Raw genomic sequence first — 20,934 nt, 5'->3', positions numbered from 1 at the left:
CGCCCCCTGTGTGGCGGTTTTTTTCCTCTGGAGCCATCATGGACCGCGACACATTCCAGCGCGCCGCCGCGCTTTCCGATACGCTCGCCGCGCGATGGTTCGCGCCGGTATCGGTGGCAATGTCCGAATTCTCGATCAACACGGCCGCACGTCAAACCGCATTCATCGCGCAGATACGGCATGAGTCAGGGGGCCTCACGCAGCTTGTCGAATCATTCAACTATGCGCCCGCCGCGCTCACGATCTTCTCTCGCGTGCCTGCCTCGATGCGCGCGACGCTCGGCCGCCATCCTGACGAAAAGACCGTACCGGCAGAGCGTCAGAAGGAAATTGCCAGTCTCGCGTATGGCGGGCGCTACGGCAACGGCGACGCCGCGAGCGGCGATGGCTGGCGTTTCAGGGGGCGCGGCCTGAAGCAGATCACCTTTCGTGACAACTATCTCGCGTGCGGGCGTGCGCTCGGCGTGGACCTGATTGCGAATCCCGATCTGCTGGCCACGGATGACACGCTCGCCGCGCGCTCGGCGGCCTGGTTCTGGAGTGCGCACGGCTGCAACGAAGCGGCCGACAAAGGCGATTTCGCGCAGACCACGCGGATTATCAACGGCCCGGCAATGGATCAGCAGGCGAAGCGCGAAGCCTGTTACGCAGCGGCAAAAACCGCGTTCGGCCTTGCGTGAATCACACGGCGTATGGTGGTGGCGTGCCATGTGGGAAACCCTCGCCGGACTCTGGCAAGGCGACGATGTACACGCGGCAACCAGGGCGGCATCTTTCGTTATGCGTAATGGTTGCGCATACGCTTGCTGCCTCGATGGCGGTGGCCGTTTATGTATCCAGCATCATGCACCGCTACGCAACGCCGTTTGAATGCGTATTGAATATCGCGGGTGCATTCGCGGCTTGTGCACAAGGTGTGCGACATCATTGCCGATGCGCGCAGGACGCCCGATACGTGATAAACGCGACGCAAAAAACGGCCCGCGATGCGCGGGCCTTCAAACACACACGCCAACACCTGGGAACAGGTATCGCGTCGCCGGAACCATACCAGTTGCGTGAGGCATTGTCATTACGCAATCCGGGTCACGCAGAGCAGGCGCAGGCCCGGCCGTCCGCGTTCATCGATCAGCAAGTCGGCTCGTACCTGGATCATTCCCTTCGCCTCTCAAGAAGATTGTCGATAAACATGCTTGCGGCAATAGAGAACAGTGCGCTACGCGAGATGCCCAGACGGTGTGCACAGGCATCGATGCGCGCGAGCAATCCCACCTCCATCGATATCGTTGTGCTGGTCGTCGGCGCGCTGATTCGATTCCTCCGCGCGCCTTCTCCCTGATCCGGTTTTTGTGCCTGACTTCTCTTGCGTCCCTGGGCTGCTGGCATCGCATGTGCTCCACTCATGTTGATTGAAGGGCGCTTACTGACTGTCGTGCATGTGCTGACGGGTGCATTTATGGCGCTATTCGTCGCGCCTGCGGTTGACCGGCAATGGTTGCAGCATGGCACGCTGGAAATGCAATGCGCCATCGCGTTCGTGCCTGGCGCGCTCGGCCCGCTGGCTGTCGAAATCGTGATCCGCCTCGTGCAGCGTCGTGGCGATGACTTCGCAGACCGCATTGCGGACTGGCTTGCGAGGTGGCTGTCAGGCGGCAGGCGTCCAGATCAATGAGAGATCATGTATTCACGCGCTGATCCGGAACATGCGTGTGGGATCGCTCGTCCAGATAGCGCCTGCAGAACGGGCCCGCGCCGTGCGGGCCAGCGTCGAAGTTAGCGGTACATTCTGTTGCGATTGACGCGCGGCGCTCCCGATTCACGCAGCCATTTTTCCCGTTCTGCCGGAATTGTCCCGAGCAGGCGCGTAACCCGTTCCTGCTGTCCCGCTTCCGTCGCCTGTGCCATACCGGCTTCGTACTCACCAGGGGTCGGTGCCATACCGTCGCACAGCCGGTTGACCAGAACCGTCAGCGCGTCCATTGGTGGTCCAGCATATCCTTGCCGTAATGCCGTCAGGCCATCCGGTGTCAGCCGCGTCAGGTCGTCCGATTGCAGCGTATCGGCGCTAACCCGTAGCACGGGCGCCACGCGCGCTAGTATCCATGAGGTGTGCTGCTTGCGTGCCTCAAGCGAGTAAAGACTGTTGCGATACCTTTCCCTCTCGTGATCGCTCGCGCCCGCAGGCACGAAGCGATAGAGGAATTCCGGATGTTCCCATCCCATGTGTTCGCGTACACATACAACATTTGCTCCGAGGTTCATTTCCAGACTCCAATAATAAAAAACCCGCACAGGGTGCGGGTTCTCCAGGTACTTCACAGTCCGGGGGGCTGGACCGTGCCGTTTCCAACACGAGTCTATCCATCCGGTTTTGTGACAAGCACAGGAGTGCGATATGCACCAGTTTCAAGGCTCTCAATTTCAAATCCCGGTAATCTCTTTGAAGACTCAGCGGGCTCTGTCTTGCGCTTTCTTCGGCTTAACTTGAAGGTCAGCATTTCTTTCTCCGTTCGCTTGTCACAGGCTTGCTCATTGAAGCCCGAGAACTATCAATAGCTAGACGTAGGCTCTTTGCGTGTTACCTTTGCCAGAATCCCGTCGTCGTGACGCATCCAGCGGCACAGCGCCTGGTGCGGCGAGGCTTTGAGTCGCGAGTCCCTCAGGTAGCAGCAACTGCACGGGCTTGCAGGTGAAGATAATGGCGAGGCGCTTGCGGGTTCGGTCACGTAGCACCGGCAGTCCTTCCATCACCTTGATATTGGCGGGTGTCGAGCCATACGCCTTGGCGCATTGCTCGATGGTCATACGCCGGTGCATCCGCCAGGCGGTAAGCGGCGACTTACCGGCCATGAGATGCGCCATGACGGCGTCAGGATATTCAGTGTCATCGGGGGCGAATTCGATCGCGTGCGCTCTGGCGGTGCTGTCTTGCTGGTCATCGGGCATAGTGGGGGAGCCCGGCTGTGCGCTCAGTTGTCCCACCGTGCAATCGTAGATATCGGCGAAGCGCTTCAGTGTGTCGGCATTGGGCACGTTGTAGCCGTTCTCATGCCAGACGATCGTATCGCGCGACAGCCCCGCCAGTTCGGCTGCTTCGACAGGAGAAAGCTCGCGATGGAGCCGCCACGCGCGCAGAAAATAGGTTCCCTTGCCAATCTGCTTCGCAACCTCGTCAGGTATCGGCTCCACGAATACGCGGGGGAAGAAGATGCGCCGTTTCCGCTTGCTCGACGGCGTAGACTGGCTGGAGTCGATGACCATCCTGGCAGAGCCCTGAGACGCTTCGACGGAACATGCGGGGAAGTCGACGGCCCGTGAAGCCTCGCGCATCAGGCGTTCTTCTGGCGTGAGAAAGAGCCCTTCAGCGCGCTCGCGCCTGGTCGGTGGTGCCAGCGAAAGGGGCGTAACGGGAACGCACAGAAGGGGTTCAGAATCAGGCCGACCCGGCAGGTCCGCGAGAGAACTGCGGAAGGTGCCCCGTGGCGTCGTTCTCTCCATCGCCTCCGTCTGCGCCCGCAGCGCGGCGTTCCTGAATTCCACCAGCAGATCGAACAGCCGGATCGGCATGTCTACCCTTAGCCGCTTGCCCTCATGGTCGGTGGTGAACTGGCATGCCGATAGATCAAGTCCGTGGTTCATGTCGAATCCTCGTCACTGGTTTGGCCCTGCGGTGTGATGCTGCCTGCGCATCCGCTCTTCCCATTCGCGGGCGTCGCTGACGGTCACAATTACCTTGCGGCCCAGCCGGGTTTCGCGCGGTCCTCTGGCGGTGTTACGCAGCCGGTAATAGAAGGAACGGCTCAGGTGATACGCGTCGCAGAACTCATCAATCGAATACACGCGCGGCAAATCTGGTGCATCGACTGTGGACGGTGCAGGTCTTGCAGACTCGCTGGCAGGCTGCGCGCGAGACCCGCCGATAGTTTCCGGCTCCATGAATCGCCTCCGTTCATGCGTCTGAAGTGGCAAACACATTTATAAATGTCAGTACATGCCTGTGGATAAGTGTTTTTTCCTATGATGAAACCGTTGGCGATTGAATCTATAGACGAAAAAACGCACGCTTCCCGGCGTGCGCCTCATGCTGCTCTGGTTACGGTTTGCCTATGCCGCAAGCCGCGCCGATTCGTTTGCCGGACGCTCCAGCAGGCGCACGGCACGGGCACGATGCCCAGGTGACAGATGGGCGTAGCGCAGCGTCATTTTGAGGTCCGCATGTCCGAGCAGTTCGCGCACGGTGTTCAGATCGACCCCGGCCATAACCAGGCGGGACGCGAAGTGGTGGCGCATGTCGTGCCAGCGGAACACTGCCAGTTTTGCGGCCGAGCGGATTTCAGGCCACGCCTTGAGATCCCGTATCGGCGCTTCGCCCGATCTGTTCGGGAAGACCAGCCCGTTGGTGGCGCGCGCCTTCCAGCGCGCAAGAATCGCCAGGGCTTCCGCGTTGAGCGGAACGTGACGCTGCCGCCGAGACTTGGCATTGATCGACAGCACCGTGACAAACGCATGGCGCAGGTCCACGTCGGACCAGCACAGCGTGAACAGTTCGCCGCGACGCAGACCGGTATGCAGACTCACGACGATGGCGACCTCGGCCGCGTCTTCGTAATCCTCGCCGTACTTCGCACGTAGCAATGCGCGGCGCTCATCCAGCGCGTCATACAGGCGTTGTTCTTCTTCGGGATCAAGAAAGCGCACCTTGCCGCCCGGTTCGTCCTGCTTCTTTACTTTCTTCATCGGGCTGGCCGTTATCACTTCCCACTCGACGGCCCGCGCGAACAGACCGCGCAGCGCGTTCAGCTTGCGGTTCAACGTGGACGGCTTCAATCCCTTCTTCAGTAAATCCGAACGCCATTCTTCGATCATGTATGCCGTGCATTCGTCCAGCGGCTTGTCCAGCAGACCGGCGAACGACTTGCGGATCATCTTCGCCGTTATCACGGCGCGGGCCTGCGTCAGTTTCGTTTGAAGGTGAAGTTCATAGCGCCCATCAAGAAATGCGCGGATCGTCGGCACGCCCGCAATCTTCTGCACGGCAACGCGCTGGGTTTTGCGTTCGACAAGTTGAAGGGGCGAATCATTCTTGCGATCCAGCAGGGCAATCTCACGACGACAGCGCTCGCGCGCTTCGCCCGGTTGCAGGTCTGGCCAGCGCCCGATGTTGCGGCGGCCCTGGGTGCCGTCCGGCTTGACCCAGCGGTACGTGTAGGCGACGGTACCAATCGGCGAAATCTTGATGCCGAACCCGGTCAGGTCGGCGTCCTGATACGCCTGGTATTTGCCGTTCGGCGCGATGGCGCGGATAAAGTGACGGTCGATGCGATGACGTGTGCCCATGCTGGCAAAATCCTTTGGTGCGGTTCATGTAAAGGCACCGTCGCATGACCGTCCGTCAGGACAAAAACAGGACAAAGACTGCGGTGTACAACGGTGCACATCCAGACACCAGGATAGACACAAGCCATTGATTTGAAAAGCGTTTGGAACTTCAGTAGACACCAGTAGACAGCAAGAATCCCCCGCACAGGGGCGACGCTAATAAACCAATAAGAAAACAAGGAAAGGCCAACGCCGTAGGCAACCAGACCAAGCAAACCCCAACGCCGTAGGCAACCAGACAACCAAGCGCCGCGAAGGCAAATAAACTCAAAGAAACAAAAACCCCACTGCCCCCGGCACACCAAAACACATACCGCCGCCAAAGGCAAAAACCCCTTACAAAACCCTGGCAACAATCGACAACACCATAGAAAGCACCAACGTCGACATAAACGGAAACGGATACTCCCGCCCGAAGAGGCGCAAAGTAACATCCCCTGGCATCCGCCCAATCCCGATCTTCCTGAGCCACGGCCAGCAGGCCGACAACACCGCCACCGCGATAAACGTAGTCAACAGCCAGCGGATCATTGCAAATCCCTAAGGCAAAAAATCACAGCGTATGTGACCGGTCGCCGCTCGAAAATGCCTGCAGCGTGTCATCCAGCCCGCGCGAAAACGCGATCACCTTGAAAAGCTCGCCCATCTCCGCCTCTGACAACAACTTCTGCACCGCATTCGCCGCAGGCAAAAACCTCGCCGTGTCCGTCGGATCGAGCGCCGACAACGTCTCGGTAATTCCCGCATTCAACAGGAACCGCGCCTGCGAAGTGAACCCCAGCAAGTCCGCGCCCGTCTCGACGCCGGCTTCGGCGATGCCGGTAAATTCCACGTGCGCAGTAATGTCCTGCAAACCCGGATAAACAAACGGATCGCCATGCGCCCGGTGCCGGTAATGGCACATCAACGTGCCCTCCGCGCGCTGCTCATGGTAGTACTCGTGACGCGGAAAACCATAATCGATGAAAAACGCCGCGCCGCGCGTGAGCATCGTGCAGATGGTTCGCGTGAATGCACGTGCGGCGTCGTGCGTCTCGGTCACGTAATCTTCACCGGCAGTTTCGATCTCAGCCAGAAACGCATGGTCCGCAGCCGCCGATACCAGACGGTCGTCGAACGCAAAGGCATCATCGCGCCACACCACGCCGCGTTCGTGCCAGGCGTCGCCAGTAAAGGCGAAGAGCCGCACGGGCATCGCGTCCAATACCTCGTTGCCGATCACCACGCCTTCGAATCGCTCAGGCAATGCGTCCAGCCAGCGCACCTTTGCGGCCAGTTCCGGTGCGGCGGCTTCGATCGTCTCGCGCTGGCGCTCGCGCAATTCACCCGACAAGTCCACGATCGAGTAGCTGTCGAAGTCGACGCCCAGCGCGTCGAGCGCGCTCAGCAAGCCGGCAGCCAGTTTGCCCGTGCCGGCGCCGAATTCCATCAGCTCGCGCGTGCCGCTTGCCTGCAAGGCTTCGGCGAGCGGGCGTGCCAGTGTCGCGGCGAACAGCGGCGACATTTCCGGCGCCGTCACGAAGTCGCTGCCGTCGTCGCCGCGCAGGCCGAATTTGCGAGCGCCGCCGCTGTAATAGCCGAGTCCCGGCGCGTAAAGCGCGCGCTCCATATAGCGGTCGAACGGCAACCAGCCGCCTGCCGTTTCGAGCTCCGAACGGATCTGCGCGACCAGCGCTTCGGACTGCGCAAGCGCGCCTGGGCCGGGAGCAGGTAAACTATCGGGTTGGTGAGCTTTCGGATTCATCCCCGCATTGTAAATGACCGCCTCTCTGGACACCGCCGCCGCCCGCGCGCCTGAAACGCCGCGCATCGTGCTGATTACCGGCGCCGCCCGTCGCATCGGGCGCTCGCTCGCGCTCGGCTTCGCCGCGCGTGGCTGGGACGTCGCGGTCCATTACGGCGCGTCGCGGGAGGAGGCCGACGAAGTGGTCGCCGAAATCGTCGCTTTGGGCCGCCGGGCGGTGGCTTTACACGCGGAATTGGGCGACGAGGCCCAGGTCGAGCGGCTAATGGCCGGCTGTATCGCCGCGCTGGGCCGCCCGGCGTGTATCGTCAACAATGCGTCGCGCTTCGAAGAAGACACGGCGCAGAACGTCGGTTACGACCTTTTGCTGAAGCTGACCGCGATGAACCTCGGTGCGCCGCTCGTGCTGGCGCGTATGCTGTTCGAGGTCACGCCGGAGGCGGCGCGCACCGACGAGAGCCTGCGCGGGGTCGTGATCAATGTGCTGGACCAGAAGCTGTACAACATGAATCCGGACTACCTGTCCTACACGCTGTCGAAGGCAGCGTTGCAGACAGCAACGGTCGCGCTGGCGCAGGCTTTGGCGCCGAAAGTGCGCGTGGTCGGGCTCGCACCCGGTCTGACGATGCAATCCGCCGATCAAACGCCGGCCGGTTTTGAAGAAGCTCACCGGGCTACGCCTTTGGGCCGCGCGTCGCGGCCGGAGGATATTGTCGCCGCCGCGCTGTATCTCGCCGATGCAGCGGGCGTCACCGGAACGACGCTGGTGGTCGACGGCGGGCAGCACCTTGTGCCGCTGCCGCGCGACGTAATGTTTTTGACGGGCGCCTGAACAGCGCGCGTGCCGGTTGCCGGGGCGAACCGGCGGCCGCCCCCGCGCGTTGAAGCGCCCCTTTGCGTGCTCCGCACGCTTTTTTCGACTGGAACGAACATGTTTGCCGCTCTTTCGCATCCCCGGCTCGCCGATTGCCGCCGGCTCTTTCTGCGCAATTACGAAGTGCACATCAACATTGGTGTGCATGACTTCGAAAAGCGCGGCGAACAGCGCGTCGTGATCAACGTCGAACTGTTCGTGCCGCTCGCGCTGTCCACGCCGGTTCAGGACAAATTGAACGAAGTCGTCGATTACGACTTCATGCGTTCGACCATCGCGCGCCGTGTCGAGCAAGGTCATATTCACCTGCAGGAAACGCTCTGCGACGACCTCGTCAAGGTGCTGCTCGCTCATCCGCAGGTGCGCGCCGTGTGCGTGTCGACCGAGAAGCCGGACGTGTATCCCGACTGCGACGCGGTGGGCGTCGAAGTTTTCCGTATCAAAGAGGATTGAGCCATGAATGCTCAGGAAATCCTGAACGAAGCCGCGGCCCCTGGCGCTGCGCAGGCCGCGCACGCCTCGGCGGGCAAGGCGCCGCTCACGCGCCGCGAGCAGAAAGAAGCCTACGAGAACAACAAGCTGTTCAAGCGGCTCGCACGCCAGGTCGGTGAAGCGATCGGCGACTTCAACATGATCGAGGAAGGCGACAAGGTGATGGTCTGCCTGTCGGGCGGCAAGGATAGCTACGCGATGCTCGAAATCCTGATGCGGCTGCGCGAACGCGCGCCGATCAACTTCGACATCGTCGCGGTGAACCTCGACCAGAAGCAGCCGGGTTTTCCGGAGCACGTGCTGCCCGAGTACCTGAAGCAACTCGATATTCCGTTTCACATCGAGAATCAGGACACGTACAGCATCGTCAAGCGGCTGGTGCCGGAAGGCAAGACCACCTGCTCGCTGTGCTCGCGGCTGCGTCGCGGCATTCTGTATCGCGTGGCGGGCGAACTCGGCGCGACCAAGATCGCGCTCGGCCATCATCGCGACGACATCCTGCAAACGCTGCTGCTGAACATGTTCTACGGCGGCAAGCTGAAGGGCATGCCGCCCAAGCTGCAATCGGACGACGGCAAGAACATCGTGATCCGCCCGCTCGCCTACGTGAAGGAAACCGATCTGGAAAAGTACGCGGAGCTGCGCGAATTTCCGATCATTCCGTGCAATCTGTGCGGCAGCCAGCCGAACCTGAAACGCGCGGAAATGAAGGCGCTGATCCGCGATTGGGAGAAGCGTTTTCCGGGCCGCATCGAGAATATGTTCAATGCGTTGTCGAACATCGTGCCGTCGCACCTGATGGATCACAAGCTGTTCCCGTTCGCCGGTCTGCACGCAACGGGGGAGGCCGATCCGCAAGGCGATATCGCCTTCGACGAAGAGCCGTGTTCGACCGATATTGGCGAAGGCGCAACCTTCAACGGATCGAAGCCGATCTCGATCGTTCAGTTCGACGATATGTAAGCTGCGGAAATACGCGAAAAACGTGCGGGAAACGTACGAGAAGCGTGCGATTTCGCGCACTTCTGCCCGTTGTAAGGCCGCGTGAGCGGCCTTATTCATTATGGCCTGCATGATAGAATCGTCGGCTCGAAACTTGTCTGATTGCCGACGCCATGAACATCGTGATTTTGGCGGCAGGCACCGGTAAGCGCATGCGGTCCGCTCTTCCCAAGGTGCTCCATCCCCTGGCCGGCCGGCCGCTCCTCGCTCATGTCATCGACACCGCTCGTGCGCTCAAGCCGACGCGTCTGGTCGTGGTGGTCGGTCATGGCGCCGATGCCGTGCGTCAAGCGGTAGCGGCACCGGATGTCCAGTTCGCCGCCCAGGAGCAGCAACTCGGCACCGGCCACGCGGTGCAACAGGCGCTGCCGTTGCTCGATCCGTCCGAACCCACCCTGGTGCTGTACGGCGACGTGCCGCTCACGCGCGCCAGCACGCTGCAGGCGCTGACCGATCGCGCGGGCCGCGGCGGCTACGGCGTGCTCACTGTCACGCTCGGTGACCCCAGCGGCTATGGCCGCATCGTGCGCGATCAGCACGGCAAGGTGTCGCGCATCGTCGAACAGAAAGACGCGACGCCTGAGCAGCTCAAGATCGCCGAGATCAACACGGGCATCATCGTCGCGCCGACCGAACGTCTCGCCGGCTGGCTCGCGGCGTTGAAAAACGACAATGCGCAAGGCGAGTTCTACCTGACCGACGCTGTCGAGATGGCGATCGAATCCGGACTCGAAGTGGTCACCACCCAGCCTGACGAAGAGTGGGAAACGCTCGGCGTGAACAGCAAGCAGCAGCTTGCCGAGCTCGAGCGGATTCATCAGCACAACGTCGCCGAGGCGCTGCTGGTGGCCGGCGTGACGCTTGCCGATCCGGCCCGCCTCGACGTGCGTGGCACGCTCGAGTGCGGCCGCGACGTTTCGATCGACGTGAACTGCGTGTTCGAAGGCCGCGTGACGCTGGCCGACAACGTCACCGTCGGGCCGAATTGCGTGATCCGCAATGCGACGATCGGCGCCGGTACGCGCGTTGACGCGTTCACCCATATCGAAGGCGCCGAAGTCGGCGCGAATGTCGTGCTCGGCCCCTATGCGCGGCTGCGCCCGGGTGCGTCGTTGCAGGACGAGTCGCACGTCGGCAACTTCGTCGAGGTGAAAAACGCGGTGCTCGGACATGGCTCGAAAGCAAACCATCTGACGTATATCGGCGACGCGGATATCGGCGCGCGCGTGAATATCGGCGCGGGTACCATCACCTGTAACTACGACGGCGCGAACAAATCCCGCACGATTATCGAAGACGACGTGTTCGTCGGCTCGGATACGCAGCTCGTTGCGCCAGTGCGCGTGAAGCGCGGCGTGACGATCGCGGCGGGCACAACGATCTGGAAGGATGTCGAAGAAGGCATGCTCGTCCTGAACGATAAGACTCAAACAAGCAAGCCGGGCTATGTTCGCCCGACGAAGAAGAAAAGTTGATGGGCGTGACGCGCGCACGGAGCGCGCTCCCTGAAACCCGGCACTGAAAAGGAATAAGCCATGTGTGGCATTGTCGGCGCGGTTGCGCAACGTAATATCGTCCCGGTCCTGATCGAAGGACTGCGGCGCCTCGAATATCGCGGCTACGATTCGTGCGGCGTCGCGGTACTCGGTAGTGACGGGCCGCGTCGTGCTCGCAGCGTCGCGCGCGTGGCGGATCTGGACGAACAGGTGCGTGAGAGTCATCTCGAAGGCATCACGGGTATCGCGCATACGCGCTGGGCGACGCACGGCGCGCCGGTAACCGACAACGCGCACCCGATCTTCTCGAAAGACGCGCTCGCATTGGTACACAACGGCATCATCGAGAACTACGAGTCGCTGCGCGAAATGCTGCGGGGCAAGGGTTACACGTTTGTCTCGCAGACCGACACAGAGGTTATTGCTCATCTGATTCACAGCCTGTATCGCGGCGATCTGTTTGCCGCGGTACGTGAAGCCGTGACGCAATTGCACGGCGCGTATGCGATCGCGGTGCTGCATAAGGACCAACCGCATACGGTGGTCGGGGCGCGGCAGGGGTCGCCGCTGGTGGTGGGGCTCGGCAACGGTGAGAACTTCCTCGCTTCGGATGCGTTGGCGCTGGCCGGCAGCACTGAACGCTTCATTTTCCTCGAGGAAGGCGACGTCTGCGAACTGTCGCTCGATGGCGTGCGTATCGCCGATCGTGACGGCTACGAAGCGCAGCGCGAAGTGCGCCAGGTCGCGGCGTATGGCGGCGCGGTTGAACTCGGCCCGTATCGTCACTTCATGCAGAAGGAAATTTTCGAGCAGCCGCGGGCGATTACCGACACGATCCCGCAAGGCGATTCGTTCGACGCATCGCTATTCGGCGAGGGTGCCGACAAGGTGTTCGCGGACATCGACAACCTGCTGATTCTCGCGTGCGGCACGAGCTACTACTCCGGTCTGACCGCGAAGTACTGGCTCGAATCGGTCGCGAAGATCCCGACTCAGGTCGAGATTGCCAGCGAGTATCGCTATCGCGAGTCGGTGCCGAATCCGAAGTCGCTGGTGGTGGTGATCTCCCAGTCGGGCGAAACGGCCGATACGCTGGCGGCGCTGAAGCATGCCCAGTCGCTGGGACACAAACATACGCTGGCGATCTGCAATGTCGGCACGAGCGCGATGGTGCGCCAGACCGAATTGTCGTTCCTGACCCATGCGGGTCGCGAGATCGGCGTGGCGTCGACCAAGGCGTTCACAACGCAGCTGGTCGCGCTGTTCGTGCTCGCCGCGACGCTCGGCAAGCTGCGCGGCCAGGTCAACAAAGAGCAGGAAGCCGAATACCTGAAACTGCTGCGCCACTTGCCGGCGGCGTTGAATAGCGTGCTGGCGCTGGAGCCGCAGATCATCGCGTGGTCGGAAGAGTTTTCGCGCAAGGAACATGCGTTGTTCCTCGGGCGCGGTCTGCATTACCCGATCGCGCTCGAAGGCGCGTTGAAGCTCAAGGAGATTTCCTATATCCACGCGGAAGCGTATCCGGCTGGCGAACTGAAGCATGGGCCGCTGGCCCTCGTGACCGAAGCGATGCCGGTGGTGACGGTGGCGCCGAATGACGCGCTGCTGGAGAAGCTGAAGTCGAATATTCAGGAAGTGCGCGCGCGAGGCGGCGAGCTTTATGTGTTCGCGGATGCGGATACGAAGATCGTCAACGACGAAGGCCTGCATGTGATCCGGATGCCGGAGCACTACGGCTTACTGTCGCCGATTCTGCACGTGGTGCCGCTGCAGTTGCTGGCTTATCACACGGCATGTGCGCGAGGCACGGATGTGGATAAGCCGCGGAACCTGGCGAAGTCGGTGACGGTGGAGTGAGATTGACAGGTGGCTTGGCGCCGGGTCGTTAGTTATTCGATGGCGCCGGTGGTCAGCCACCTTCATCCACGCCCGAATTTCATCGGGCGTGTCAAATTACTTGCTGCGCAATCTGGTCCTGCCGTCGAAAGCAGACGCGTCGATGCACGGCAACTTGGCTGCCTTCGATTCAAGCCGTCGCCTGTGAAGGTTGCACTTCAACGGTGACGTGCGACAACCCCTTGAAGCGCTCGAGCACTGCGTGATAGAACCGTGAATCACGCTGCGGTTCACCCGTTGCCACGGACACCACGGCACTCATGTGACCTGGACCCACTCGCCATACATGCAGGTCGATGATCTTGTCGCCACGGTCCTCGATAGCATGACGTACGTTCTCCGCCATACGCCGGTCGGAATTCATATCGAGCAGGATTGCGCCCGTGTCGCGCATCAAGCCGTACGACCAGTTTGCAATGACCAGCGCGCCGATGACACCCGCGAGCGGGTCCATCCAGAGCCAGCCGAATGCGCGTGCCAGCAAAAGACCGACGATAGCCAGCACGGAAACGGCCGCATCCGCCATCACGTGGATGTAGGCCGACCGGATGTTGTGGTCGCGGGTCGCGGCTTCATGCGCGTCGTCGTGGTGCTCGTGCTCCTCGAATTCGACTTGGTGCTCGCCTGCCGGCATCCGCACGATGGCTTTGAAGGCGTGTGGCTCGGGAATGTCTTCCTTCGATTCCAGATAGCCGCCATGGTCCGCTAGCGCGAATACCTGTTGTGTGCCATCGGGCCGTATCGTCGTAACGGATACCGTTGAAGCGTCCAGTCGCGAATCTCCTGTTGCCGGTGTAATGCGGAAAACGGGGGGGATACCGTCTTCGAAAATGGAAACGGTAAACACACCGGACGGCGTGAAAATTTTCTGCGCCCCGTCTTCATGTTCATGGTCGTCGTGACCGTGTGCGTGGTTATGACCATGACTATGACCGTGATCACCGCCGCTCAGGAGCCACACGCTTGCCAGGTTAACCAGTAAGCCGACCACCGCGATAGGAATCGCTTCGCCAAAGTGAATGGGTACCGGCGACAGAAAACGCGACACCGCCTCGTAGCCAATCAGCACCGCAATCATCGCGAGTACGATGGCACTCGTGAACCCGGCGAGGTCACCCAGTTTGCCGGTACCGAACACGAAGCGGGAATCGGTGGCATGCCTGCGCGCATACGTGTAGGCGAGCGCGGCAATCAACATCGCGCCGGCATGAGTCGACATATGCAGCCCATCGGCGACAAGCGCAAGCGAACCGAACATGCCGCCGCCGACGATTTCGACCAGCATCATCGCACTGCACAGTGCAATGACAGCCCAGGTCTTGCGCTCATTCTTTTCATGACCGGCACCCAGAAAGATGTGGTCATGCCCTGCGCCGAACGCAGCGCTTTTGAAATCATTCATTTTTGACTCTACTTGAAATAGCTACGGACGACTTCAATGAGCTGGTCGGTCGCACTGCCGGCCGGCTCTTCGTTGGTGTCAGCGTCCACGAGATGGGTGCGGATATGGTCTTCGAGCACAACCGCCAGCAGGCCGTTCATCGCGCCACGGCAGCTCGTGATTTGCTGGAGCACGTCGATACATTCGCGCTCCTCTTCCAGCGCTCGTTCGATGGCCTCAACCTGTCCCTTGATGCGGCGGACACGGTTGAGCAGTTTCTGTTTCTCGCGGATGGTGTGGCTCATGGATGTTCTCTAAATATACTGTAGGGGAGTATATATTAGAAACCGAATCCATATAGGGTGGGGGGGTATTGGCGAATGCCGAAGCCATCTTGCCGTCTACCGGTTCAGGTTCTCTCTGAAAACCGCGCGCCGTTCAGGAAAAGATCCCAAACCCGGCGCCGACAATGCCTGCTGCACATACGACCATCGCGATGCCGGAGACGAGCCACAAGTAAGCTCCACGAGGCCGATGCTGGTGAGGCAGAGCAGTGACGCTGAGCGCGATGAGTAATCCGATCACGAGCGGCAGCATCAACGCGTTGACAACCTGCGCCGCAACGTTCAGCGAAACGAGATTAGGTGCCAGCCAGACGACGTAAGCGCTACCGGCGACGGACGCAACATACACCCCGTAGAACCACGGCGCGTTCGTGGGCCGGTCTTCAAGTGAGCGCCGGTATCCCGCCACTTCACCCAGCCCCCAGGCCAGCGACAGTGAGCAGACAATGGCGGCCACCAGCGATGCCCCCAGAACGCCGGCACCGAAGAGAAGACGTCCCGCGTGTGGACCCACCACGGTCGCAAGAGCGTCGCTGATTTCGCCGATGCTTTGTAAAGAGCCTGTTCGATCGCTTCCCGATAGCGTTGCCGCCGCGGCGACAAGGACGGCTGCTGTCAGCAACTGCGTGAGAACAGCACCAACGGCCGTTTCGATCCGGGCTGCCGTGTAGTTTGCCGGCGTGAGTTTTTTATCCGCTACTGCCGCCTGCTGATAGAAGACCATCCACGGATTGAACGTCGCGCCAATGAGCGCAGCGGCAAGATATCCAAGCTGATGATTGGCGGGCGGGAGAGTCGCCATTTGCCGGAACAACGTGTGGATGTCCGGGTGCGCCTTCCATGCCACAAGGAAAAACGTCAGTTCGAAGGCCCCAATGACGATTGCGACCTTGTCGACGCGTTTATGCGAGCCCGTGAACACAACGGCGATCAGGGCAACGACGGCAAGCGGCAACGTGACGGACCGCGAGACGCCAAACATCTCGCCCACGCCGGCGACCCCTGTGAACTCCGTGACAAGCGAGCCGAGCACGGCAATGACCAATCCGATTGCCGATACCCATGCCCACAACGGACCAAAGTTCGCGCGAATGAGTTCGCCGTGACCTCGTCCGGAAAAAATGCCGAGCCGGACTGTGAGTTCCTGAACCATATAAAGCAGGGGGATCAGGCCCAGTAGCACCACCAGAAGTTGAAGACCCCATTGCGCGCCGGCCTGCGCCGCAGTGACGACATTTCCGGCATCGCAGTCCGCGAGCATCACGAGTAGCCCGGGTCCCCACAAAGCAATCCAGCGCAGACGGCGCGAGACTTCTGGTTTGAGCAATGCGGAATCGGTCATGCTTTCTGAAAGGAAGCAACGGTAGTATTCGTCGATTGATTGTAGCGTGACATGCACTGCCGTCCGGCATGGCGTACCCACAAACGACCTTGCGCGGTCGAGCAATCAGATGGCCGCCTATGCTGCCGCGTTAGCAGCACATCCACACTATATCGAGGGCTAAAAATGGATACCTACATCCTGTTAGGTTGCGGCCTTGGCGCGGCTCTGCTGATTGCTATCTGGGGAATCTGGAGTCTTAGATAGTTCGTAGCACGGGTGGAGATGTATTGGCGCTGCAGCGTCAGAACACGATGTTGGTTCTCAGTCCCACAACGGCTTCATTGCCGATACGCTGCGACGGGTTCTCCGGATTCGGAATGCCGCCCGCCGGACGGAACACGTATTGAAGGTCCGCCTGCAACTGCCACCATGGCGTGACCTGATACTGGTAGGTCGCCTCGAGAATGGTCTCGGCGCTGCGCGATGGATACCCCGGCGTCGTCAGGGAGGCCGTGTCGTTGGCGAGCCCTTGTGCATGCGAGCCAAGTTTCGCGTAGCCCACCGCCAACCCGACGACGTCATTGTCACGGCCCTTGAACGGCGCCTTCAGCGTCACGCCTGCGTTCACCCCCAGGTCAACTACGTTACGGTCGCCTGGCGCGCCCATGATTCTGGCAAACACGCCGACCGATTGCGGACTGTCCGCGCTCGGTCGCCAAACCATCTGGTCAGCAACAGCGTAAAAGCTGTAATTGCCCCGGTGACTTTGCGGGACGCCCGTACTCGCCGGGTTCGCTAGCGACATGCCGGTGTTGTCGAACTGCGGGTCGGCAAAACGCTGAGTGTTGTACCAGAAGCCCAGCTTGTACGTTCCGGGCAAACCGCCAGGCTGTGCGTCAGTCGGATTGGCCGGGGGCTGGTTGATGGCGTACTGCACCTCACCGATGAAAAGCGCACCGTTGTGCAGGTTGAAATTGGTGCCATGATTGTTCAGTTTCTGCGGATCGCCGACATCGCTGCCCGCAGGATTGCCGTCGAACACACCAGCCAGCACCGTCCACGAGTCGGACGGTTTCGCACGCAACCGCACGCCGAGCGAAGAGAGCGGATAGGCGGGGCCGCCGGCAGGCATATCGACAGAAGGCAGAATGGGCCATCCGAACGTCGCGTTCATGAATGCGTTCGCGTACTGGCTCACCATGAATTCCTGGTCGAGACTCTGCTGACCGACCTTCACATCGACCTTCCCCGAGAGCAAAGACTGCTGGTACCACAACTCCCAGAGGCGAGTCGTGTCGTCGGCTTCAATACCGCTTGCGCTTTGCAACGTCAGCAGGTTGCGTTGGCTGAGGTTGGTGCCATGAATTTGCAGTGCTGAAACGTTGAACGTGCCGCCCGGCAGCCCGAATGCCTTTTGCGTGTCCACCACGACACCGAGTTGCGTTAGTCCGTCATAGGCGCCACCGCGTTTGACGCCCCCGGAGAGGTTATTCAGGTATTCGCTGGTTTCCTGCAGGTTGAGCGTCACGCCGTGGTCGCCGAGCCAGGGCCGCAGGCCGCCCATGTCGCCGAAAAGTGTCGCGCGGCTCCAGAAGCCGGTCGGCGCAGGCGGCGCCTGGTCCGCCTTTATCGCGTCCGTTGCGGCCGGCGTCGACGACGGCGCGGCCGCCGGGGCCGGCGCACCTTCGACGCTCGTCTGGGCGAGCGCGGCTTGCATAACGCCCATGGACAGCAGGCAGGTCAGGCTGATGGGAGCACCGCACATCAGCAATATGGCTTTGAGGTTTTTCTTCATGACAAGTGGAGGCAAGATTATCTGGCGGATAAATCCGTTTGTTTGATGGATATGACACGCAATGCGTGGCGGGATCGTGACCGGGTCCCGTTCAGGAAAACCACCAGCTCAACCGTAACGAACGCTCCAGTTCGTTACCGACCGAGGATGTGCACAACATCGCAACCAGCCCGAAAGCAGCTACGGTGAGGGCGACAATTGCATACCCGGTCGGCGTTAAAGGGGTGCCTACATAGGCAATCCGAAGGGCGGCGCGCACGGCCATTTTCCCGACCCGGCGCAGGTGGCTTGTTGCCGGACTACGCGTCGCACCGGCGTGGCTGAACGGCTCCGCGCGTGCCGTTGCCGACGCTGGAGAAGAAGCGACGATGAGATGTGCGCGCGCGGCGACCCGCATCGGATGTGGCGCGTGCAAAGCGCCATCGAAAAACGTAACGACTGATTTGATGAACATAGGCGCACCCCCGTCCTGCCCGGCGAGGCCGGGCGACGTGTGACGACGTGACAGCGTCTCGCAAACGGATTTGCGACAGGCGGTCAGATAAAGGGAGCGTGCTGCGAACAGACCGGCAGAAAGCCGATCAGTGATGAAGCGCGCTAACCCGACAAAAGCGAGTTAGCGGCGAAGGAGTGTTCCTGCGGCGGCTATCTCGCGGTGACTTCGCCGGCATAGGCCGGCATCGGACTTCCACTACTAGAGCATGTGTCCACGAGGGACTCCTGTGATGAGACGGGCGGATTGTATTCGGCTCGGTAGCAAAACTGCAAGTAAAAAAACCATAAAGACATCGCAGTCCGAATTGCATGGTCAGAATCTCGTACCCAACGATTCTGTTTCTTATTTTCAATGTCATTCGTGGACAACGATCTCCTTGTTTTCCTGTCGACTTTGAAAGGAAAAAGTGCCGGGAAATTATATTTGCTCTGCTTAACGAATGATGCTGACTTCGAATTCGTGCGGCACCTAAATTACAGCTCCGGGCGTGCAAGGTCGCTGGCCACGATGTGTTCGCCATACACCTGCGCCGCCGCGACGGCTTCCAGCTTGGTCGCGTAAGGTCCGAGTTCAGGTGCGCCGTCGAATGGGAATAGCACACGGCCGTCGGTGGTTCGAACCACTTTCAACACGCCGAAAAAACGGCGGTACCCAGCCAGTTTCGAAGTTGCCGACACGTCAAAGTCGTCCTCCGACGTCGCGGGGATGCTGGGAATAAATGCGGTCTTGCTCATACCTGAAGACATCTCATGTTCAATGGGCCGACGCCTGCTCGACAGGTGAGGGGCACGCCCGGTTGTCCCGGGAAGGTATTCACCGGCGGCCCTCATTGTCTCAAATCCCCGCGCGTTGAACCGGATGGACGATCAGCCGGCGGCTTTGAGCGCCGCCTCATGTTCGGCCGCCAGCGCAACATCCCGTTCGCTCACCTGCACGAAGCTCGGCCGCAAGCAGATGCGCCGGCTGTACTCGAGTACGACCGGCGTCTGCGGCACCAGCTTGAACATCATTCCCCAATGCAACGCGATGCCCCACAAGATATCCGCAGCCGACATCGTGTCTCCGAGCAAATAGGGCGATTTCTCCAACTGGCTCGTCACGGTCCCGAGCATCGAATCGAAATCGCCGTACGGCGAGGTAGCGTGCGGTGCCGGTTCGCGCTTCATCGCCTTGTCGACCAGCGCCGGTTCGTAGCATGCCGCGTAGTACACCAACCAGCGCAGATATGGCCCGCGCAACGGATCGTCGAGTGCCGGTGCGAGGCCCGCTTCAGGAAACAGGTCGGCCAGATAGATAAAGATGGCGATCTGTTCGGTGATCAGTGCGTCGCCGTGCAGGATCGCCGGCACTTTGCCGAGCGGATTGATCGCGAGATACGGCGCCTTGCGTTGCTCGCCGGCCTTCATGTTCAACACCTTCAACTGATACGGGGCGCCGAGTTCTTCGAGCAGCGTGAGGGCGCTGACGGAGCGGCATTGCGGTGAGTGGAACAGCGTGATCGTGCGGTCGGTGGTCATGGGGGGCCTTCTGGATGAGCGTCTCGTTGGAAAGCCAGCGTCCATCTGGCGCCGGATGTTCCCATCCTAAGCGCCTATACCTGTCAGTTTGTGTCAGGTATGACTACACTGGTTCGTATGAGAGCCAGCCGCCTCCTTTCCATCCTGATGACCTTGCAAGCGCGCGGGCGCGTGACTGCGCAGTCGCTCGCCGACGAATGCGCGGTCTCCCTGCGCACGATCTATCGCGACATCGACGCCTTGAGCGCCGCGGGCGTCCCCGTTCAGAGCGAGCGTGGCGCGGAAGGCGGCTATCGTCTGCTCGACGGATACCGTACACGTCTGAACGGTCTGTCGTCGCAGGAAGCGGAGGCGTTGTTCCTCGCCGGCTTGCCGGGACCGGTGCAGGCACTCGGGCTCGGCGCCGTAATGGCCGGCGCGCAAACCAAGTTGCTCGCCGCGCTGCCGGCCGAATTGCGCTCGACCGCGGAGCGCATGCGTTCGCGCTTTCATCTCGACGCCCCGGCCTGGTTTTCCGAGGCGGATCAGCCCGCGAATCTGCCTTTGATCGCCAGCGCGGTGTGGGAGCAGCATCCGCTGCAGATCCGCTATCAGAGCTGGAAAGCCGAAAAGTTTCGCCGGATCGAACCGCTCGGCATCGTGCTGAAAAGCGGAGCCTGGTATGTGGTTGGGCAGGTCGGGGCGGACATCCGCATCTATCGTATTTCGCGCATTCTCGAATTGAGCAGGCTGGACGAGACATTCGAGCGGCCGCCTGCCTTCGATCTGGCGACTTACTGGCAAGACAGCACGCAGCGTTTGTCCGAGGAGATGCATGCGAGCGAGGCGACGCTGCGCCTGTCGCCGTGGGGCATGCAGATGCTCGAAGTCTTCACCTCACCGTTCGCTCGCGCAGCGGCGAAAATCGGCGAGCCGGATCCGGCCGACGGCTGGCGGACGGTCACACTGCCGGTCGGCTCGGTCAGGCAGGCATGTGCGGAATTACTGCGCTTCGGGACCGAGGCCGACGTGCTGGCGCCGCCGGAATTGCGCGCGCGTTTCGCCGAGGTGGCGGCAGCCTTGCATCGTCGTTACGCGCAATAAGGGCGATGGTTCGCAGCTAGCGTAGCCACCCTTATATGCTGTGCTGGATGACCGGCATATTGCAGGAACGTGGCTCGATTCACGTCAACGTCATACGTGCTGCATAGAGTT

Annotated in this window: 21 protein-coding genes; 9 read left to right on the top strand and 12 right to left on the bottom strand. The window is 61.0% G+C overall.

Going from position 1 to position 20,934, the window contains the following annotated elements:
* Nucleotides 1-38: 38 nt before the first annotated feature.
* The 3 genes from ACOSV0_RS18960 (at nucleotide 39) to ACOSV0_RS18950 (ending at nucleotide 1,672) form a co-directional block, all read left to right on the top strand.
* Entirely contained in the window at nucleotides 39-680 is a 642-nt protein-coding gene (locus tag ACOSV0_RS18960) for a glycoside hydrolase family 19 protein (RefSeq protein ID WP_434107615.1), read from the top strand.
* Between the two features lie 107 nt (nucleotides 681-787).
* Nucleotides 788-1,339 (top strand): hypothetical protein, encoded by a 552-nt coding sequence (locus ACOSV0_RS18955; protein WP_434107614.1) that lies wholly within the window; start codon nucleotides 788-790, stop codon nucleotides 1,337-1,339.
* Between the two features lie 63 nt (nucleotides 1,340-1,402).
* Complete coding sequence (locus tag ACOSV0_RS18950; RefSeq protein WP_434107613.1) at nucleotides 1,403-1,672, top strand: hypothetical protein; 270 nt, start codon at nucleotides 1,403-1,405, stop codon at nucleotides 1,670-1,672.
* A gap of 101 nt (nucleotides 1,673-1,773) precedes the next feature.
* Here the strand turns inward: ACOSV0_RS18950 and ACOSV0_RS18945 are convergent, their stop codons facing one another.
* The 6 genes from ACOSV0_RS18945 to ACOSV0_RS18920 all read right to left on the bottom strand — a co-directional run bounded on the left by ACOSV0_RS18945 (nucleotide 1,774) and on the right by ACOSV0_RS18920 (nucleotide 7,123).
* Nucleotides 1,774-2,262 (bottom strand): hypothetical protein, encoded by a 489-nt coding sequence (locus tag ACOSV0_RS18945; RefSeq protein WP_434107612.1) that lies wholly within the window; start codon nucleotides 2,260-2,262, stop codon nucleotides 1,774-1,776.
* 294 nt (nucleotides 2,263-2,556) lie between these two features.
* Entirely contained in the window at nucleotides 2,557-3,639 is a 1,083-nt protein-coding gene (locus ACOSV0_RS18940) for a helix-turn-helix domain-containing protein (protein WP_434107611.1), read from the bottom strand.
* Between the two features lie 12 nt (nucleotides 3,640-3,651).
* Complete coding sequence (locus tag ACOSV0_RS18935) at nucleotides 3,652-3,936, bottom strand: hypothetical protein (protein WP_434107610.1); 285 nt, start codon at nucleotides 3,934-3,936, stop codon at nucleotides 3,652-3,654.
* A 168-nt stretch (nucleotides 3,937-4,104) separates the two neighbouring features.
* Entirely contained in the window at nucleotides 4,105-5,337 is a 1,233-nt protein-coding gene (locus ACOSV0_RS18930) for a tyrosine-type recombinase/integrase (RefSeq protein ID WP_434107608.1), read from the bottom strand.
* A gap of 378 nt (nucleotides 5,338-5,715) precedes the next feature.
* Entirely contained in the window at nucleotides 5,716-5,910 is a 195-nt protein-coding gene (locus ACOSV0_RS18925; protein WP_434107607.1) for a DUF2905 domain-containing protein, read from the bottom strand.
* A gap of 22 nt (nucleotides 5,911-5,932) precedes the next feature.
* Complete coding sequence (locus ACOSV0_RS18920; RefSeq protein ID WP_434107605.1) at nucleotides 5,933-7,123, bottom strand: class I SAM-dependent methyltransferase; 1,191 nt, start codon at nucleotides 7,121-7,123, stop codon at nucleotides 5,933-5,935.
* Between the two features lie 13 nt (nucleotides 7,124-7,136).
* Here ACOSV0_RS18920 and ACOSV0_RS18915 point away from each other — a divergent pair, with 13 nt between their 5' ends.
* The 5 genes from ACOSV0_RS18915 (at nucleotide 7,137) to glmS (ending at nucleotide 12,844) form a co-directional block, all read left to right on the top strand.
* Entirely contained in the window at nucleotides 7,137-7,955 is an 819-nt protein-coding gene (locus ACOSV0_RS18915; RefSeq protein ID WP_434107604.1) for an SDR family oxidoreductase, read from the top strand.
* A gap of 99 nt (nucleotides 7,956-8,054) precedes the next feature.
* Nucleotides 8,055-8,450 (top strand): dihydroneopterin aldolase, encoded by a 396-nt coding sequence (locus ACOSV0_RS18910; RefSeq protein WP_408434371.1) that lies wholly within the window; start codon nucleotides 8,055-8,057, stop codon nucleotides 8,448-8,450.
* A gap of 3 nt (nucleotides 8,451-8,453) precedes the next feature.
* Complete coding sequence (ttcA, locus tag ACOSV0_RS18905) at nucleotides 8,454-9,452, top strand: tRNA 2-thiocytidine(32) synthetase TtcA (RefSeq protein WP_434107603.1); 999 nt, start codon at nucleotides 8,454-8,456, stop codon at nucleotides 9,450-9,452.
* Between the two features lie 152 nt (nucleotides 9,453-9,604).
* On the top strand, nucleotides 9,605-10,966 hold the full coding sequence (glmU, locus tag ACOSV0_RS18900; protein ID WP_434107602.1) for a bifunctional UDP-N-acetylglucosamine diphosphorylase/glucosamine-1-phosphate N-acetyltransferase GlmU: 1,362 nt from the start codon (nucleotides 9,605-9,607) through the stop codon (nucleotides 10,964-10,966).
* Between the two features lie 60 nt (nucleotides 10,967-11,026).
* A complete protein-coding gene (gene glmS / locus ACOSV0_RS18895) occupies nucleotides 11,027-12,844 on the top strand; it encodes a glutamine--fructose-6-phosphate transaminase (isomerizing) (protein WP_434107601.1) in 1,818 nt (605 codons plus the stop codon).
* A 169-nt stretch (nucleotides 12,845-13,013) separates the two neighbouring features.
* On the opposite strand, the gene dmeF is transcribed toward glmS, so the two are convergent.
* The 6 genes from dmeF to ACOSV0_RS18865 form a co-directional block, all read right to left on the bottom strand.
* The gene (gene dmeF / locus ACOSV0_RS18890) at nucleotides 13,014-14,285 is read right to left on the bottom strand and encodes a CDF family Co(II)/Ni(II) efflux transporter DmeF (protein WP_434107600.1); all 1,272 of its coding nucleotides are present in this window, start codon (nucleotides 14,283-14,285) and stop codon (nucleotides 13,014-13,016) included.
* An 8-nt stretch (nucleotides 14,286-14,293) separates the two neighbouring features.
* Entirely contained in the window at nucleotides 14,294-14,569 is a 276-nt protein-coding gene (locus ACOSV0_RS18885; RefSeq protein WP_434107599.1) for a metal/formaldehyde-sensitive transcriptional repressor, read from the bottom strand.
* 133 nt (nucleotides 14,570-14,702) lie between these two features.
* Nucleotides 14,703-15,950 carry an NRAMP family divalent metal transporter gene (locus ACOSV0_RS18880; protein ID WP_434107598.1) on the bottom strand — a complete coding sequence of 416 codons (1,248 nt, stop codon included), beginning with the start codon at nucleotides 15,948-15,950 and terminating at the stop codon, nucleotides 14,703-14,705.
* 283 nt (nucleotides 15,951-16,233) lie between these two features.
* Nucleotides 16,234-17,727 (bottom strand): carbohydrate porin, encoded by a 1,494-nt coding sequence (locus tag ACOSV0_RS18875; protein WP_434107596.1) that lies wholly within the window; start codon nucleotides 17,725-17,727, stop codon nucleotides 16,234-16,236.
* 969 nt (nucleotides 17,728-18,696) lie between these two features.
* A complete protein-coding gene (locus tag ACOSV0_RS18870; protein WP_434107595.1) occupies nucleotides 18,697-18,957 on the bottom strand; it encodes a DUF6723 family protein in 261 nt (86 codons plus the stop codon).
* A gap of 132 nt (nucleotides 18,958-19,089) precedes the next feature.
* Nucleotides 19,090-19,740: a glutathione S-transferase family protein gene (locus tag ACOSV0_RS18865; protein ID WP_434107594.1), complete on the bottom strand. Its 651-nt coding sequence runs from the start codon at nucleotides 19,738-19,740 to the stop codon at nucleotides 19,090-19,092.
* A gap of 99 nt (nucleotides 19,741-19,839) precedes the next feature.
* On the opposite strand from ACOSV0_RS18865, the gene ACOSV0_RS18860 reads away from it, so the two are divergent.
* The gene (locus ACOSV0_RS18860) at nucleotides 19,840-20,823 is read left to right on the top strand and encodes a helix-turn-helix transcriptional regulator (protein WP_434107593.1); all 984 of its coding nucleotides are present in this window, start codon (nucleotides 19,840-19,842) and stop codon (nucleotides 20,821-20,823) included.
* Nucleotides 20,824-20,934 lie beyond the last annotated feature (111 nt).

Source organism: Paraburkholderia caffeinilytica, from assembly GCF_051027425.1.
In the GTDB taxonomy this organism is placed as follows: Bacteria; Pseudomonadota; Gammaproteobacteria; order Burkholderiales; family Burkholderiaceae; genus Paraburkholderia; species Paraburkholderia caffeinilytica_A.
Note: the sequence above shows the minus strand (reverse complement) of the source record. Positions and strands in the feature narration are given on the sequence as shown.

Excerpts from the sequence above, each read along its gene's own strand:
- ACOSV0_RS18925 (WP_434107607.1), bottom strand. The coding sequence starts at position 5,910 with ATGATCCGCTGGCTGTTGACTACGTTTATCGCGGTGGCGGTGTTGTCG.
- ACOSV0_RS18940 (WP_434107611.1), bottom strand. The coding sequence starts at position 3,639 with ATGAACCACGGACTTGATCTATCGGCATGCCAGTTCACCACCGACCAT.
- glmU (WP_434107602.1), top strand. The coding sequence starts at position 9,605 with ATGAACATCGTGATTTTGGCGGCAGGCACCGGTAAGCGCATGCGGTCC.
- ACOSV0_RS18950 (WP_434107613.1), top strand. The coding sequence starts at position 1,403 with ATGTTGATTGAAGGGCGCTTACTGACTGTCGTGCATGTGCTGACGGGT.
- ACOSV0_RS18885 (WP_434107599.1), bottom strand. The coding sequence starts at position 14,569 with ATGAGCCACACCATCCGCGAGAAACAGAAACTGCTCAACCGTGTCCGC.
- ACOSV0_RS18955 (WP_434107614.1), top strand. The coding sequence starts at position 788 with ATGGTTGCGCATACGCTTGCTGCCTCGATGGCGGTGGCCGTTTATGTA.
- ACOSV0_RS18935 (WP_434107610.1), bottom strand. The coding sequence starts at position 3,936 with ATGGAGCCGGAAACTATCGGCGGGTCTCGCGCGCAGCCTGCCAGCGAG.
- ACOSV0_RS18865 (WP_434107594.1), bottom strand. The coding sequence starts at position 19,740 with ATGACCACCGACCGCACGATCACGCTGTTCCACTCACCGCAATGCCGC.
- ACOSV0_RS18910 (WP_408434371.1), top strand. The coding sequence starts at position 8,055 with ATGTTTGCCGCTCTTTCGCATCCCCGGCTCGCCGATTGCCGCCGGCTC.
- glmS (WP_434107601.1), top strand. The coding sequence starts at position 11,027 with ATGTGTGGCATTGTCGGCGCGGTTGCGCAACGTAATATCGTCCCGGTC.
- ACOSV0_RS18860 (WP_434107593.1), top strand. The coding sequence starts at position 19,840 with ATGACTACACTGGTTCGTATGAGAGCCAGCCGCCTCCTTTCCATCCTG.
- dmeF (WP_434107600.1), bottom strand. The coding sequence starts at position 14,285 with ATGAATGATTTCAAAAGCGCTGCGTTCGGCGCAGGGCATGACCACATC.
- ttcA (WP_434107603.1), top strand. The coding sequence starts at position 8,454 with ATGAATGCTCAGGAAATCCTGAACGAAGCCGCGGCCCCTGGCGCTGCG.
- ACOSV0_RS18930 (WP_434107608.1), bottom strand. The coding sequence starts at position 5,337 with ATGGGCACACGTCATCGCATCGACCGTCACTTTATCCGCGCCATCGCG.
- ACOSV0_RS18920 (WP_434107605.1), bottom strand. The coding sequence starts at position 7,123 with ATGAATCCGAAAGCTCACCAACCCGATAGTTTACCTGCTCCCGGCCCA.
- ACOSV0_RS18960 (WP_434107615.1), top strand. The coding sequence starts at position 39 with ATGGACCGCGACACATTCCAGCGCGCCGCCGCGCTTTCCGATACGCTC.
- ACOSV0_RS18875 (WP_434107596.1), bottom strand. The coding sequence starts at position 17,727 with ATGAAGAAAAACCTCAAAGCCATATTGCTGATGTGCGGTGCTCCCATC.
- ACOSV0_RS18880 (WP_434107598.1), bottom strand. The coding sequence starts at position 15,950 with ATGACCGATTCCGCATTGCTCAAACCAGAAGTCTCGCGCCGTCTGCGC.
- ACOSV0_RS18945 (WP_434107612.1), bottom strand. The coding sequence starts at position 2,262 with ATGAACCTCGGAGCAAATGTTGTATGTGTACGCGAACACATGGGATGG.
- ACOSV0_RS18915 (WP_434107604.1), top strand. The coding sequence starts at position 7,137 with ATGACCGCCTCTCTGGACACCGCCGCCGCCCGCGCGCCTGAAACGCCG.
- ACOSV0_RS18870 (WP_434107595.1), bottom strand. The coding sequence starts at position 18,957 with ATGAGCAAGACCGCATTTATTCCCAGCATCCCCGCGACGTCGGAGGAC.